We start from the raw sequence: 15,283 nt of genomic DNA on the forward strand, positions 1-15,283 counted from the left end.
TTATTATTGATAGTAAAAATAGGGCTGCCAATATCGCAGCCCTTAAGTTTTTCCTTCACTATTTGGAGATCATGGAATCCAAGTATTGGATCGTCGCTTCTTTGTTACCAGAAATGGAATTTTCTCTTTGTTGATCTTTGAAAAGCTTTTCCTCAGCTTTTTTGAATATTTCATCTTCTCTATCTTTAGGGATGACCACCACTCCATCTGCGTCTCCGACAATGATGTCACCAGGGTTTACGGAAACGCCCCCGCAAGATATAGGGACATTTAGTTCACCAACACTTGCTTTACCACTTGCCGCAACCGTTGTCCCTTTACAAAATACAGGAAATCCCAGTTCTTTTATTCCTTTTACATCACGTATGACACCATCTACGACAATTCCACCCAGTTCCAACGTTTTGGCCATGCCCACGACAAAATCGCCCGCAATCGCTCTGTATTCGTCGCCCTTCGCATCGATGACGAGAATATCTCCAGGTTTAGCCGTTCGAATCGCTTTCAGTACAGCTAAATTATCACCTACCGGCATTTTTACCGTAAAGGCTCTTCCGCTTACTACATATTCTTCTTGGAGAGGCTTGATACTAGGATGCAGGTTATTCAATCCATCTAGAGCATCAGAAATACAGGTGGTAGGAATAGCACGAAAAAGTTCAACGATTTGATTCATGGAATTAAACTCCTTTTCAATAGAATCGATTATAACTACACTATACGGGATAAATGAACCTTGATAAAATTCTAAATTGCTATATTTAGCCATAACAAAACACTATATCATATTGGAAACTAGATGTAATTTGAAGTCTGGTATAATATGAAGTATTTGAAAAAATTGTTTGCCATACAATTATGATATTGTATGGTTTTCTTTTGCGTGTTAAGATGTTTGAAAACTATGAAGATTATATGAATTAGAATGAGTTTTCTAGACCCCAATCTTATATATTTTATTCATACAACATATACACTGTCAGAAGGAGGACAAAATATGAACAATCCTGTAATCATTGTTGGTGCGGGTTTAAGTGGCCTACGTGCTGCATCACTACTTACTGAACAAGGCATTAAATGTAGGGTTTTAGAGGCTAGAGATCGGATCGGTGGCAGGGTTTTGAGTACTTCTGATCCTAGCAGACCTGACCTAGGCCAATTTGACCTTGGGCCGACGTGGTTTTGGCCACAGTCAGAATACCATATTGCTAACCTTGTTCAAGAACTAAATTTAGAAACTTTTGAACAATATAAGGAAGGCGAAATACTTATAGAACGATTCCAAATCAAGCCACCAGAGCGCTGTGTGATGCAAGAAAACTCTGACGAAAAATGGCTCCGATTGACTGGAGGAGTGCAGTCTCTTATCGATGCTTTAGCAGAGACGATTCCCTCAGAAATAGTTGAACTAGAAACGCGCGTAAAGAAAATTCAGCTGAATGAAGCGGGTGATATCACGGTTGAAGCAGAACTTTCTGATGGAAAGAGAAAAGAAATTCCTGCAGATGCTGTTATTTTGGCATTGCCACCTCGTCTTGTGGCGCATCACATTGAATTTTCGCCTTCACTCCCTCCAAATCTTATGTCTGACATGATAAAAAAACCCACCTGGATGGCGGGGCAGGCCAAGGTAGTTGCAGTCTACGACCGTCCCTTCTGGAGGGAATTAGGACTTTCTGGATATGTATTGAGTGCCGTTGGTCCATTAGAAGAAATATATGATGCCTCTCCTAATAAAGGCTCTGGTGCATTATTTGGTTTCTTCGGAATGCCTCCAGAAGCACGTAAAAAATTGGGTCAAGATAAAATTTTAGAATTGGTTGTTGACCAGTTAGGTAAGCTCTTTGGAAGTGAAGCTAAAAACGTAAAGGCTATTTTTTATAAAGATTGGTCCAGCGATTCTAAAACGGCTGTTGAGGAAGACTCCAGTCCTCTTAAAAATTACCAGAGTTATGGTCAACCACCAGTAGAAGGTGTATGGGAAAAGAAAATTATGTTTGCCGGCACAGAGACGAATTCACAATATAGTGGACATCTGGAAGGTGCACTTCAGTCAGCTGAACAGGCAGTTTTTAAAATCATTCATTTAAATAACAACCCTTTATGACAGGCAGTTACACAAGCAAACCCCCTTCAACCTATCTGAAGGGGGTTATACATTCAAAAGGATGGTTATGAATCTTCTTTTTTTATCATTCTTGTCTTTTTTAAGTTAAAATACCTTTATTTTAAATGAAATGGGATAATTATTTTTTCTGCCCCTTCCTTTTGCAAATCCTGAGAATCATATTTAAAAGTTTGGTTGTCCATCGAATCCACTTCTGGATTCTTAAGAAAAAAGGAACAGATGAAACACAAAACGGCTGCAATACCGATTGTGGCAAATAAGGTTGAAGGACTTACAAAACTGAGCAAAGTTAAGAATACTGTACCGCCGATATTACCATATGAACCAACCATACCCGATACTTGACCTGTAATTCTTTTCTTCACTAATGGGACCATGGCATAAACAGCACCACATCCTGCATTAACAAAGGCTGCGCAAGTAATTGTCACAGCAATGGCTAGCCACATAGACCAATTCGAATTGATCCGTGACATAGCAAGAAAACCAAGAGCTACTCCTGCCATGACCCAAATCAATGTTTTCTTTCTGCCAAATTTGTCGCTATACCAGCCACCACCAGGGCGGAAAAGAAAGTTAAAGAGGGCGAAGCTGCTGCCGACAAGACCTGCTTCTCGTATTCCAAGTTTAAATGTATTCCCAAAGAACTGCGGCAGCATGGATACTACCGCCAGTTCTGCCCCGAATGTTACGAAATAAGCAAAATCAAGAATTGCTACTTGTTTAAAAGAGTATTTTTCATCCTCGGTAATTGTATTTCGTAAATGCACTTTGTTCACAGAATGAATAATAGATATTTGATATAGATAGAGAAATGCTAGCACAATGAAAATGGAAAATCCAACCCACTTGTTGAATAGATGTAATTGGGCATAAAGTTTCCAATTCATGAACCCTAGGACGACGTACATTGGAAAATTCATTACGATCTGGAGAATGAGATCTGGGTAGCTAGAAACTTCCATAGCACCACTTTTTTTAGGTAGCTTATAACTAACTCCATCAGGTGTATCTTGTACCAATCGATAAAATAGGAAACCATAGATCAAAGAAATAAGACCCGTAATTCCAATAGCATAACGCCAGCCATTTTCCATCCCAAATTGAAGGGCAAGTGTCGGAAGAACTACTGCAGAAGCAGCCGAGCCGAAATTTCCCCAGCCTCCATAAATTCCTTCAGCCGCACCTACATGTTTAGGGGGATACCATTCTGAAACGATTCGGATTCCCACGACAAAACCTGCTCCTATGAGAGCCAAAAATAATCTCGAAATCAATAGTTGCCCATAATTGCTAGACAATGCGAAGGTGAAACAAGGGATGCTCATGCAGATTAATAGAATAGAATAAATTTTCCTTGCCCCATACTTATCAACAAGCATCCCAATTACAACACGCCCTGGAATAGCTAATGCAAGATTGGCGATTAGTAAAGTATCTAACTGCTCTTTCGACAGATGAAAAGCCTTGACCAATGCCGTGTTAAAAGGTGCCATATTAAACCACACTGTGAATGTAATAAAAAAAGCCAGGGTTGTTAAAAGTAAAACTTTCGTACGTCCTTTAAAATTATGGTTCTCCACGCAAGTTCCTCCCTTTTCCATGTCACTTTTTTGTATTGAGTAAACTACTATAGGTACAAAATATCGCGATACGATATTTTCATTTTTTACTATAAAGAAATTTGTTAATATGTCACCTTTTGTGTTAGGTTTCCTAACGTAATTTTTAATAAATAGTTTCAAGTAAAGTAAATGGGTGGAGAAAGGAAGGAAGAAAAAATAAAACGGATTAGGCGCTTTAATTTTCTTTAAAGAACCCAATCCGTTTTATTTCTTTAAATTCCATGTTAATTAATCTTACATCATTATAGATTCCGGCATTTACAATCTCATACAATAAAGACCAAATAAGAAGGGGCTGAACCAGTAATGAAAAAAAAGCTTGTATTAGTGGGAAATGGTATGGCAGGGGTCAATTGTATTGAGCACATATTGAAACTCAAAGAAAAATCATTTGATATCACAATCTTTGGTACAGAACCCTATCCCAATTACAATCGGATTCAACTGTCCAATGTTCTGGGAGGCGAAGTAAAATTTGATGACATCGTCTTAAATGATTGGGAGTGGTATAGGAAAAACAATATACAATTGCATACAGGTCACACTGTTGTGGAAATTGATTACGAAAAGCACCTCGTCATTACTGATGGAGGAATAATCGAAAGCTATGATGAACTCATTTTAGCCACAGGATCGAATCCTTTTATTCTTCCAATTCAAGGTGCTAATTTATCGAATGTTATATCGTATCGAGATATAAAAGATTGCGAGAAGATGATTGAAGCAGCCAAAACGTATAAGAAAGCAGCTGTGATTGGTGGAGGATTACTGGGGCTGGAGGCAGCCCGCGGTTTGTTGAATTTAGGAATGGATGTGTCGGTCATTCATGTGAACGATAACTTAATGGAACGTCAGCTGGACCCGACAGCGAGTAAACTATTGCAAGCGGAATTAGAATCGCAGGGGATGAAATTTCTCCTCAACAAGCAGACCGTGGAATTAATTGGTAAAGAGAAAGTGGAAGGGTTACGTTTTAAGGATGGTAGTGTACTAGAGGCAGACCTGGTGGTGATGGCTGTTGGCATCAGACCTAATGTTTCCTTGGCTAAAGTGTCAGGCATTCTGGTGAATCGTGGAATCGTGGTAAACGATTATTTAGAGACATCCATTCCAAACATTTATGCTGTGGGAGAATGCGCAGAGCACCGCGGAACCGTATATGGTTTAGTTGCTCCTCTTTATGAACAGGGGGCGATACTGGCTAAACATCTTTCCAACGTAGAAACAAATCTATATGAAGGATCAGTAGTCTCAACAAAACTAAAGGTTTCAGGTGTAGACGTCTTTTCTGCAGGTGAATTTATGGATCAACCCCACACAAAAGCTTTGCGCTCTCAAGATGATTTTCGTGGTGTGTACAAAAAGGTTCTCATTAAAGATGAAAAGGTTGTCGGTGCCATTCTTTATGGGGAAACCAAAGAGGGTGGGCGTCTATTTCAAATGATTCGAAATGGGGTTCATGAGAGTGAGCTAAAATCCCTATTTTGCAACGAAACAAGTAATGAAGTAAGTTCAAATATTACTCAGGTGACTGCCATGTCAGATGATGAACTCATTTGTGGCTGTAATGGAGTTTCAAAAGGAACCATTGTCCACGCCATTAAAGAGCTCGGGATGGACTCCGTAGATTCGATAAAGGGATGTACGGGCGCCTCACGATCGTGCGGTGGATGTAAGCCGCTAGTCCAGGATTTGTTGCAATGTACACTCGGAGAAGGGTTTAAAAGGGTGGAGAACGAGCCCATCTGCTCTTGTACGACATTGAGCCGTGACGAGGTAGTGGAGGCTATTCGTTCAATGAAACTGTCTTCGACTAAAGAAGTAATGCATGTACTGAATTGGAATCAAAAGGAAGGTTGTTCAAAATGCCGTCCGGCTCTTAATTACTACTTAGGTATGGTTTATCCGACCGAGTATCAGGATGAACGGAAATCCCGATTTGTGAATGAGAGGTTACATGCCAACATTCAAAAGGACGGTACCTATTCTGTTGTCCCAAGGATTTATGGAGGTGTCACCAATCCTGAACAATTACGGAAAGTAGCAGATGTGGCGGACAAATATCAAATTCCTTTGGTCAAAATTACAGGAGGTCAGCGTCTAGATTTGCTAGGTGTGAAAAAGGAGGATCTTCCAAACGTATGGGCGGATTTGGATATGCCATCTGGTTATGCATACGGAAAAGCGTTGCGGACGGTTAAAACTTGTGTCGGTGAAACGTTCTGCCGATTTGGAACTCAGGACTCCATCCAAATGGGGATAGAGATGGAGAAACGCTTTGAACGCTTGTGGACGCCCCATAAAGTGAAAATGGCGGTATCCGCTTGTCCTCGTAATTGTGCAGAATCCGGGATTAAAGATATCGGGGTTGTTGGTGTGGATGGAGGATGGGAGCTCTATGTAGGTGGAAACGGAGGAGTCCAGTTGCGCGCGGGAGATCTGTTTATAAAGGTTAAAACGAAAGAAGAAGTAATGGAATGGTCAGCTGCTTTCATTCAGTATTACCGTGAAACCGCAAAATATTTAGAACGGACCTCACACTGGGTTGAACGGGTTGGCTTAAAGAATATACAGGAAGCACTTAGTGAAGATGCAACCCGGTCTGCTTTAATAGAACGCTTGGATCAAGCATTAGCATCCATCAAGGATCCATGGAAAGAAGCGATTGAAGAGCAATCCGTTCGTCAAATGTTTGAAAAGGTCCATTTTTAATAGATGAAAGGAGGAAACATGTTCATGAGAGCTTTAACAGAGATGAAAATTGGAAATATTAACGAATTTAAAGAAAATGTTGGGAAACTTGTGGAAATTAAAGATCGTTCTATTGCCGTTTTCCATCTAACAAATGGTATCTTTCATGCTGTTGAAAACCGTTGTCCACACAAAGGAGGACCTTTAGTAGAAGGGATTGTGTCTGGTGAATATGTCTTTTGTCCGTTGCATGATTGGAAAATTGATTTAAAGGATGGGTATGTACAAGCCCCTGACCATGGTTGTGTAAGGAAGTATGATGTGTCCATCAAGGGAGACGAAGTATACATCACACTATAAGAGGGGGAGAGGAAAATGTCGAACTTTTTGGAGGGATTCCGGGAGCGAGAATATCCTCGTTATAGGAAAAACCATTACGAGACACAATGCCCTTTTTGCAGTATGCAATGCAAAATAAATCTTGATGAGGAAAGGTCAGATCAGACAACAAAATACAAGGCTACACCACTGAAAAGTGATCCAGTTTCCGAAGGTAGACTATGTCCAAAGGGCATTTACTCCCATTCTCATGCGGTTAGTCCTGCTCGTTTACAAACCCCTTTGTTAAAAGAGGATCAGTCCTTTACCCCTATCTCATGGGAAAAAGCTTATGAATGGATTTATGAAAAGATTACTTCCCTTCAAAAGAATTACGGGAAAAATGCGATGAGTGTCTATGGGAGCGGGGCATTAACCAATGAAAAAGCGTATCTGCTTGGAAAATTTGCCCGTGTTGCTTTAGGTACTAAATATATTGATTATAATGGACGTTTTTGTATGTCTTCTGCTGCTAGTGCAGCCAATCAAGCATTCGGTATGGACAGAGGGTTTACCAATCCCTTAAGTGAAATTCCAGATGCTGAGTGTATCATTTTAGCCGGCTCTAACGTCGCCGAATGCCAGCCAACCATGATGCCCTATTTCCGCAGAGCAAAAGCAAATGGAGGAAAAATTATTGTCATTGACCCAAGGGAAACGCCCACTTCAAAAATAGCAGACCTACATCTAAAGGTAAAGCCAGGTGCGGATGCCGCACTTGTAAATGGGCTGCTAAAAGTTATCGTCGATGAGGACTACGTCAATCATTCCTTTATACAGGGTTCCGTAGAAGGAGCAGCCGAGCTTCTTGCGTTTGCTCGTGCAATAGAATTGACCAAAGTAGAGCGAATGACAGGGATAACAAAAGAAATGATTGTGGAGGCGGCTCGTTTATATGGCAAAGCGAAGACAGGGTTCATCTTTACTGCCAGAGGGGTCGAACAACATGCGAGAGGTGTTCAAATCGTCCGCAATTTTATTAACCTTGTGCTCTTGACGGGGAAAATTGGAAAAAATGGATGTGGATTTGGAACGATTACGGGACAGGGAAATGGTCAAGGAGGCAGGGAGCACGGGCAAAAAGCGGATCAGTTAGCAGGATACAGATCAATAGAAAATCCAGAGCATCGAATGCACATGGCTAAAGTCTGGGGAGTTGATGAAGCTTCAATCCCTGAAAAAGGGGTGTCAGCTTATGAAATGTTTGAAAAAATGAATCAAAAGGAAATACGTGGACTACTGGTGCTGGGGTCAAATCCTGCAGTATCTAGTCCAAATACAAATTTCGTAAAGACTGCACTAAAAAAACTCGATTTTTTGATTGTGATTGACACGCTTATGTCTGAAACAGCATCACTTGCGGATTTGATTCTTCCTGGTTCCACTTATTTAGAGGACGAAGGGACAATGACGAATTTAGAAGGAAGGGTTATTTTGCGCCGCGCCGTAAGGAAACTGCCTGGTGATGCCAAATTAGACTGGAAAATACTATGTGAGATTTCTTCTCTTCTTGGGAAAAAACCATATTTCACCTATCAGAATGCAAAACAAATATTTGAGGAGCTTCGTTTAGCAAGTAAAGGGGGTATTGCTGACTACTCTGGTATTTCTTATAAAAGAATTGAGGCAGAGAAAGGTGTATTCTCTCCTTGTCCAAGTGAATCTCATCCTGGTACACCGCGTTTGTTTAATGATGGTATTTTTAATCATAAAGGTGGTAAAGCACGTGTGCTACCGATTAAGCATCAATTCCCTCTGGAGAAAACGGATGATGAGTTCCCGTTGACTCTAACGACGGGACGGATTTTGCTTCAATACCAGACAGGGGTGCAGACAAGATCAACGCCTGAATTAAATAAGGAATCCAGACCGTATATAGAGATCCACCCTGTAACGGCAACTAACCTTGGGTTGACAGATAAGTGTGATGCATGCGTACAATCTCGACGAGGTGAGATAGTTCTGCCGGTTAAATTTTCAAAAGGTATCCGTGAAGATACTGTGTTCATACCTTTTCACTGGGAAGGGTTTGAGTGTATTAACCAGTTGACTTTACCAGAACTTGATCCGCAATCTTTTATGCCAGAATTCAAAGCATGTGCGGTAAAAGTAACAAAACTTGAGATGCAAAAACCTATTGATTGTTCTTTAAGTTTGGCAGGTCAATTAGAGAAGAGTGAGGTGCTCGCTTAATGGAACGTTCTGGAAAGGTGTTTTTTGTAGGGGCAGGTCCTGGTGATCCAAAATTAATCACAATAAAGGGAATGGAAATGTTGAAGGCTGCGGATGTCGTTGTCTATGACAGATTGGTCAATCCGGAATTACTTCATTATGCATCTAAAGATGCTGAACTAATTGATTGTGGCAAGGAGAAAGGCAATCATACGATCCCACAAGAACAAATCAATCAACTTCTTATTGATTACGCGATGAGAGGTAAGACTGTTGTCCGATTGAAGGGTGGGGACCCAAGTATTTTTGGGCGTGTCGGAGAGGAAGCAGAGAGGTGTGCGGTAAATCAAATACCATTTGAAATCATACCTGGTATCACATCTGGTATTGGAGCACCCATATATGCAGGTATTCCTTTAACACATCGTGATTGTTCCTCATCAGTTGCTTTTATAACTGGACACCGTCGTGCAGACCAAATCATGAAGGAGAATGAATGGGTTCATCTAGCTAAGGGTGTTGATACGATTGTTTTTTATATGGGGATGACGAATCTCCCTTATATTCAGGAACAACTCATCTCCAACGGTCGAGACAGAAGGACACCGGTTGCCTTAATCCGTTACGGTACAATTGAAAAGCAAGAGGTACTAACTGGAGAGTTATGGAACATTGTTATAGAGGCTGCAAAGGCTTCATTCCAACCACCAGTCATTATTGTCGTTGGAGAGGTAGTGAGACTTCGAGATAAATTGAAATGGTTTATTTCCGAGAATAAAAAGAGGAATGAGGACTATTCCTTTATCACAAAAAAGCAAGAGGTACTTTGACTGTAAAAACGAGGTGGTTGTAGATTATAGTATTCAACTTTTCTAATCGTATCATGTTCTAAAAATGTTTACATCAAAAAAAATGGGATTCAAAAGTAACTGCACAATAAATATTAGAACGATTTGTTCAACCTGAAAAAAAATCAAAATGACTTATTCATCTGCTGAATAGGTCATTATCTTTTTCTAAAGGATTTTCATTAGGATATGTCAAAGTTGAATATTAATAAAATTTTCACCTTACTATTAAAGAAATTTAAAAATAGGATGTTATATTAGGGACTGTGAGACAAAATGAGGGGAAAATAATGAAAAAAATTATTTCAACCAAATTTAATGATAAAATCGTGTTACTTTTCATATTAATTATAGATTATGAATGGATAATGTAAATTATAAAGTCATACTTTTGTTTCAGGTTTCCATCACCAGATTGTCTCGGATATATGCAGTGACAAGGCTCTGTCAAGATGAGTAAACTATTGAGCCATCATATCGATACTTGAGAGGGGGTTGAGCCATTCTATGGATAGTCGAAGTTCATTTGAACCGGAGCCAGAACCAGCTAGTCTATTGGTCGTTGGATCAAAAATAAAAACCATATTAGAGAGTGGCTACAGCTCCTCTTCTACGGGATAAAGTTGGATCTGACTGCCTAAAACCAAGGAGGTAGTCAAAATGTCAAAAATGTCGTTATTTATTAAAAAACCGCAAAGTAAGGAAGCAGCCCAAATTCAGGGATTTGATATTGAGTTAAATCAGGAAAATACTCACCGAATTGATCGACTAGTGGATAGTTATGAGAAGAGCATTCTAACCAACTTAGATGAAACATACCAAAGAAAAACAAGCTGGTCTGATCGTTTGGCAGATCGAATCGCTGCCTTCGGCGGCAGCTGGAAATTTATTATTTATTTTGCAACCTTCTTATTTGTTTGGATAATATGGAACACGTTGTCATTTACGCAATTCCACTTTGATAAACCGCCCTTTATTTTACTGAATCTGTGCCTATCCTTTATTGCAGCCTTCCAAGCTCCTGTGATTATGATGAGCCAAAACCGACAGGCAGCAAAGGATAAGCACGAGTCAATCATTGACTTCGCCATTAACTATAAAGCGGAGCAGGAGATTGACGATATGCAAAAACACCTCCACCGAATGGAAGACGAACTGAAGGAAATTAAGAAGCTGTTATTAGATTCTAAACAAACGAATGAAAGAACAAGATAAATGACCCTTAGGATGGTCCTCTAGGGGTCATTTTAGTTTTCTCGAAAGGGGCCGAATAACCAAGAAGCCTAAATTTGACATAATAAGAAGGGTTTCTCTAGATACTATCGAGAAATTATGCTATATAATTAATAAAGGAATAAAAATAGGAGAGAACTATAAATGATTTCACGAAGACTGAATAAGATTCAATCCAGCTTCGTCTTGCTTGTGCCTTTCTTTGTATTAGTTGTATTATTCACTTTCTGTTATTGGAACAATGATCTTCCTTATTTTCAACGGGATCCATTTGTAAAAGTTAAAAAATACGCTCCGCTTATTCATAATGAATTAGCAAAATACCATCTTGAAAAATACACCCCAGTTCTCATTGCATTAATGCAGCAAGAAAGTCATGGTAAAGGCGGAGACCCCATGCAATCATCAGAATCGATAGGATTACCTCCGAATTCGATTACTTCTCCAAATGAAAGTATTCAAATAGGAGTAAAACATTTTCGAAAAATCCTTGCTTACGGTCAGGAAAAACAGGTAGATTTCGCGACCATTATTCAAGCTTATAATATGGGTATGGGTTACATTAATTATGTAGCAAAACATGGAGGAAAACATAGAGAAGAATTAGCGAAAGATTTTTCCCTATTACAAGTTCAAAAGCACCCTAAGATTTATGCTTGCAAAAAACATCTTTTTAAATCGCGGTATCCATATTGTTATGGTGACTACTCTTATAGTGAAAAGGTGACTAAGAATTTATATTCATTGACTGCTAGTACTAAATAAGATGTAAAAAGAGCCGGAAATTATATTATTCGGCTCTTTTTATGTATTTTTTTATTGGTAGTAGTCTGCTGTCAAGGTTATTAGGTTCATCGCCGATTTATTAAGTCATTTAAATAAAGCGCAGAACCATCCGCGCTTTATGTGTATTTTTTATTTCTTAACAATCCATATATATGATTATCTACAACACCAAGTGATTTGATTTTATTTTGGACATTAGTGAATAAAATAACAAATTTATTTCCTGTTAAGTTAAAGCTATTTAAAGTATTCCATCCTGGAAGCACACCATGGTCGGAGTAACTACCTGGGTTATGATACATTCCGAAGCCATAATCGTGTCGGACAGGGGTAAATATTTTAGTTAATGAATGGCTTGATAATAATTTTCCATTATAAAGTCCTTTGTCAAACAAATACATATCATAGGCTGTTGTATAAATATCTCCACAGCCAAACAATTGAGACATATCAGGTAAGGTGGGTATTACCAATTTATGATGTTTCAGTTTGTATCCTGTTGATGGTTGTGGTTCTTCGTTGAAAGCATCGCCAAATCCAGAATGATACATCTTTAATGGTGAAAAGATATGTTGTTGAACATAGGATTGAAGAGTGCTGTGAGTTACCTTTTCTAGAATATAAGCAAGAATGGCATAGTTTGAATCGCTATAAAGCCAACCGGTACCTGGAGCAAACCGCAAATGTCCTTTTTCTATCTTTTTCATTAGCTCATCATGAGATATGGCTTTAGCAGTTTCTGAGTGTTCTGGAATACCTGATGTATGAGTTAATAAGTGATACAGTTTGATTTGATTTCCATATGGAAAGTCAGGGATATATTTAGAAACTGGGTCATTGATATTTAGCAACCCTTTTTCTTGAAGTTGCATAATAGAAGTAGAAACAAATATCTTTGAAATAGAGGCAATATAGTATACGGTATTAGCACTATTTTGAATATTTTTTTCGAAATTGGCTTCACCGTATCCTTTATCAAGGATTACTTTGTTGTTTTTAATCACTAAAGCTGTACCATTGAAATGTAGATTATTCAAATAACGATCAATCGCAGCATCATTTGAGACATCCTGATGCATATCAGATGTTTTTTTAACATTTGAAAATCCCTTTGGAACTCCTTTAGAAACGGCATGTGCTGTTGATATATGAGCAGATGGTTTTTTTGACTCAAAAATATGATGTATTGCCCAAAATACAAAGATAATCACTAACGTCACTACAACTAGACCAACTTTAGCCTCTTTTTTTAATTTTCTTTTTCGTCTTACTGAATCTGAACGTAATTCATTCATGCAGCTCACCTTTCCATTTAATATGGAGTAATTTCATTAATGTGCAATATTGATAAAATAAAGGCATGTTACCATACTTATGAAAACTACTAATATGTTCTATGATTATTAATAAAATCCTGTAAAGGTTATTTTTGCATTACTTTCTTGGAAATCACAACGGAGTCTCCACTAGGCTCCATCATAATATAAATTTCTGAAAAAATATCCAGGAGAGGTTGGCTAATAATGTGCATGAAAAACTAATGGAATTTCAATGACTCCGTCCAGCTTATGGTATATAGGTGGATGAAATTTTATATAAGTAATTTCAAAATCTACTTCAAGCCTTTCTCCTTACTTAGTTTAAATGTTTATTGTTCGTTATTAAAATTAAATTTTCATAAAAAGCACAAAATTTTCTAGAAGAGTTTATATGAACATTGAATTCTTGTTTAAAACAAGGACCGATTTTACGGTCAAGCCAATTTTTAAAGCTGCGGGTACTCCAAAAGAGAACGGCTTAGAATAACCCACGGCTTTTTATATTAAAGATGATACATACTTAATTATTAAAATACTGTTGAGTTTTCAAGGAGGTAAAACATGGATTACATTTCACCGAAAGAAGCGGTGTTTAACGTCAAACGGGGGACTAGAGAATCAATAGCGGCTGGTCGTCGTCATACCATTGGGCTTAAATCGGACGGAACGGTGACGGCTGTGGGTGATAATAAATTTGGACAATGTAATGTAAGCGGTTGGCTCGATATTATGGCGGTCGCTGCTGCTAATGTTCATATGGCGACGAACACGGGTAATGCTCATACAATCGGTCTTAAATCTGATGGTACTGTGGCGGCTGTGGGTTGGAATAAACATGGCCAATGCGATGTAAACGACTGGCGCGATATTGTAGCGGTTGCGGCGGGTTGGCGTCATACCATTGGGCTTAAATCGGATAGTTCGGTGGTAGCCGTGGGACGAAATAATGAAGGTGAATGCAATGTAAGCGGCTGGCATGATATTGCGGCGGTTGCGGCGGGTGACTGGCATTCTATCGGTCTTAAATTGGACGGAACGGTGACGGCTGTGGGTAATAATAGGTATCGCCAAAGCAATGTAAGCGACTGGCGCGGCATAGTGGCGGTTGCAGCGGGTTATCTTCATACTGTTGGGCTTAAATCGGACGGCACTGTGGTTGCTGTTGGTCAAAATAAGGTAGGACAATGCGATGTGAGCGGCTGGAGCGATATTGTGGCGATAGCGGTGGGTAGTAGTCATACGATCGGACTTAAATCGGACGGTACTGTGGCGGCTGTGGGATGGAATGAGTATGGTCAATGCGATGTAAGTGACTGGTGCAATATTGTAGCAGTTGCGGCGGGTTGCACTCATACCATCGGACTTAAATCTGACGGCACGATGATTGCAGTGGGTGATAATGAATATGGACAATGCGATGTAAGCAGCTGGCGCGGTATCCAACTACCTAGCCCTTCCTAGTTTCCAAGGGCAAGGAATTGGACGTGAAAATGGAATTGTCCGCTCTTATCGGTTGGCGGATCAGGTTAAGAAACCGATCAGATAAGGATTAGGTTAGAAACCGATCAGATAAATAAACGGAAAAATTTCGCTTAATTAGAAATTATCATTAAAAATAGCTTAAATAGACGGAGTGATTCCGTCTATTTACTCGAAAAACGTGAAAATGGGGCCATTTTTCTATGCATAATCGGAAAACCTTCTCTTATATACCCCGAAACGAGATCCATTTTGCATTTAACCGAAAAATGTCCGCTTATTTTACTTTTGCTGGTTACTTAACTAAGGACAAGAATACTTATTAAAAAGGAAGTGAGATGAAAACCATTGCGGTATGGGTTCATTAGGGGAAACGATACGCCTATTTTCAAATGGTTAAATTCATGTTATGATTGTGTTGCTGTAAAAATAAAACGTAATGAGGTGAGGACAATGTTAACAAAAAAATATACGTCTTATCCTCATATTGCTGCTTTTTAGTTATTTTTTTACGAAAACATTAGGCTCTGAGGGTAGGTTTCACTCTCAGGGCTTTTTATATTTAGGCAGAAGGAACTTTTAAGCTTTCTTTGCCGATCTATGACAGCCACTTACGGAGTGGCT

At 39.1% G+C, this 15,283-nt stretch carries 11 protein-coding genes; 8 read left to right on the forward strand and 3 right to left on the reverse strand.

Annotated elements, in window-relative coordinates; all coding sequences use genetic code 11:
- Window positions 1–58: 58 nt before the first annotated feature.
- Window positions 59–676 carry an RraA family protein gene (locus ACZ5XR_RS12820; RefSeq protein WP_464502017.1) on the reverse strand — a complete coding sequence of 206 codons (618 nt, stop codon included), beginning with the start codon at window positions 674–676 and terminating at the stop codon, window positions 59–61.
- 321 nt (window positions 677–997) lie between these two features.
- Between ACZ5XR_RS12820 and ACZ5XR_RS12825 the strand changes: the two genes are divergently transcribed.
- Window positions 998–2,107, forward strand: a complete 1,110-nt coding sequence (locus ACZ5XR_RS12825; protein WP_464502018.1) for a flavin monoamine oxidase family protein — start codon at window positions 998–1,000, stop codon at window positions 2,105–2,107.
- 116 nt (window positions 2,108–2,223) lie between these two features.
- Here the strand turns inward: ACZ5XR_RS12825 and ACZ5XR_RS12830 are convergent, their stop codons facing one another.
- Window positions 2,224–3,711, reverse strand: coding sequence for a nitrate/nitrite transporter (locus ACZ5XR_RS12830; protein ID WP_464502019.1), 1,488 nt, complete (start codon window positions 3,709–3,711; stop codon window positions 2,224–2,226).
- A gap of 348 nt (window positions 3,712–4,059) precedes the next feature.
- On the opposite strand from ACZ5XR_RS12830, the gene nirB reads away from it, so the two are divergent.
- The 6 genes from nirB to ACZ5XR_RS12860 all read left to right on the forward strand — a co-directional run bounded on the left by nirB (window position 4,060) and on the right by ACZ5XR_RS12860 (window position 11,840).
- Window positions 4,060–6,465, forward strand: coding sequence for a nitrite reductase large subunit NirB (nirB, locus tag ACZ5XR_RS12835; RefSeq protein ID WP_464502020.1), 2,406 nt, complete (start codon window positions 4,060–4,062; stop codon window positions 6,463–6,465).
- 18 nt (window positions 6,466–6,483) lie between these two features.
- Window positions 6,484–6,804: a nitrite reductase small subunit NirD gene (gene nirD / locus ACZ5XR_RS12840; RefSeq protein ID WP_464502021.1), complete on the forward strand. Its 321-nt coding sequence runs from the start codon at window positions 6,484–6,486 to the stop codon at window positions 6,802–6,804.
- Window positions 6,805–6,819: 15 nt separating this feature from the next.
- A complete protein-coding gene (nasC, locus tag ACZ5XR_RS12845; RefSeq protein WP_464502022.1) occupies window positions 6,820–9,015 on the forward strand; it encodes an assimilatory nitrate reductase catalytic subunit NasC in 2,196 nt (731 codons plus the stop codon).
- Window positions 9,015–9,824: a uroporphyrinogen-III C-methyltransferase gene (gene cobA, locus ACZ5XR_RS12850; RefSeq protein ID WP_464502023.1), complete on the forward strand. Its 810-nt coding sequence runs from the start codon at window positions 9,015–9,017 to the stop codon at window positions 9,822–9,824. The genes nasC and cobA overlap by 1 nt, the downstream gene beginning before the upstream one ends.
- A gap of 678 nt (window positions 9,825–10,502) precedes the next feature.
- On the forward strand, window positions 10,503–11,057 hold the full coding sequence (locus tag ACZ5XR_RS12855) for a DUF1003 domain-containing protein (RefSeq protein ID WP_464502024.1): 555 nt from the start codon (window positions 10,503–10,505) through the stop codon (window positions 11,055–11,057).
- Window positions 11,058–11,219: 162 nt separating this feature from the next.
- Window positions 11,220–11,840 carry a lysozyme family protein gene (locus ACZ5XR_RS12860; RefSeq protein WP_464502025.1) on the forward strand — a complete coding sequence of 207 codons (621 nt, stop codon included), beginning with the start codon at window positions 11,220–11,222 and terminating at the stop codon, window positions 11,838–11,840.
- A 137-nt stretch (window positions 11,841–11,977) separates the two neighbouring features.
- On the opposite strand, the gene ACZ5XR_RS12865 is transcribed toward ACZ5XR_RS12860, so the two are convergent.
- Window positions 11,978–13,156 (reverse strand): serine hydrolase domain-containing protein, encoded by a 1,179-nt coding sequence (locus tag ACZ5XR_RS12865; RefSeq protein WP_464502026.1) that lies wholly within the window; start codon window positions 13,154–13,156, stop codon window positions 11,978–11,980.
- A 585-nt stretch (window positions 13,157–13,741) separates the two neighbouring features.
- On the opposite strand from ACZ5XR_RS12865, the gene ACZ5XR_RS12870 reads away from it, so the two are divergent.
- Complete coding sequence (locus ACZ5XR_RS12870) at window positions 13,742–14,641, forward strand: RCC1 domain-containing protein (protein WP_464502027.1); 900 nt, start codon at window positions 13,742–13,744, stop codon at window positions 14,639–14,641.
- The last annotated feature ends 642 nt before the right edge of the window (window positions 14,642–15,283 follow it).

Source organism: Neobacillus sp. Fa239, assembly GCF_055395235.1.

What these genes read in the sequence shown, in the direction of transcription:
- ACZ5XR_RS12820 (WP_464502017.1), bottom strand. Translation starts at nt 676, where the DNA reads ATGAATCAAATCGTTGAACTTTTTCGTGCTATTCCTACCACCTGTATT.
- ACZ5XR_RS12825 (WP_464502018.1), top strand. Translation starts at nt 998, where the DNA reads ATGAACAATCCTGTAATCATTGTTGGTGCGGGTTTAAGTGGCCTACGT.
- nirB (WP_464502020.1), top strand. Translation starts at nt 4,060, where the DNA reads ATGAAAAAAAAGCTTGTATTAGTGGGAAATGGTATGGCAGGGGTCAAT.
- nirD (WP_464502021.1), top strand. Translation starts at nt 6,484, where the DNA reads ATGTTCATGAGAGCTTTAACAGAGATGAAAATTGGAAATATTAACGAA.
- nasC (WP_464502022.1), top strand. Translation starts at nt 6,820, where the DNA reads ATGTCGAACTTTTTGGAGGGATTCCGGGAGCGAGAATATCCTCGTTAT.
- cobA (WP_464502023.1), top strand. Translation starts at nt 9,015, where the DNA reads ATGGAACGTTCTGGAAAGGTGTTTTTTGTAGGGGCAGGTCCTGGTGAT.
- ACZ5XR_RS12855 (WP_464502024.1), top strand. Translation starts at nt 10,503, where the DNA reads ATGTCAAAAATGTCGTTATTTATTAAAAAACCGCAAAGTAAGGAAGCA.
- ACZ5XR_RS12860 (WP_464502025.1), top strand. Translation starts at nt 11,220, where the DNA reads ATGATTTCACGAAGACTGAATAAGATTCAATCCAGCTTCGTCTTGCTT.
- ACZ5XR_RS12865 (WP_464502026.1), bottom strand. Translation starts at nt 13,156, where the DNA reads ATGAATGAATTACGTTCAGATTCAGTAAGACGAAAAAGAAAATTAAAA.
- ACZ5XR_RS12870 (WP_464502027.1), top strand. Translation starts at nt 13,742, where the DNA reads ATGGATTACATTTCACCGAAAGAAGCGGTGTTTAACGTCAAACGGGGG.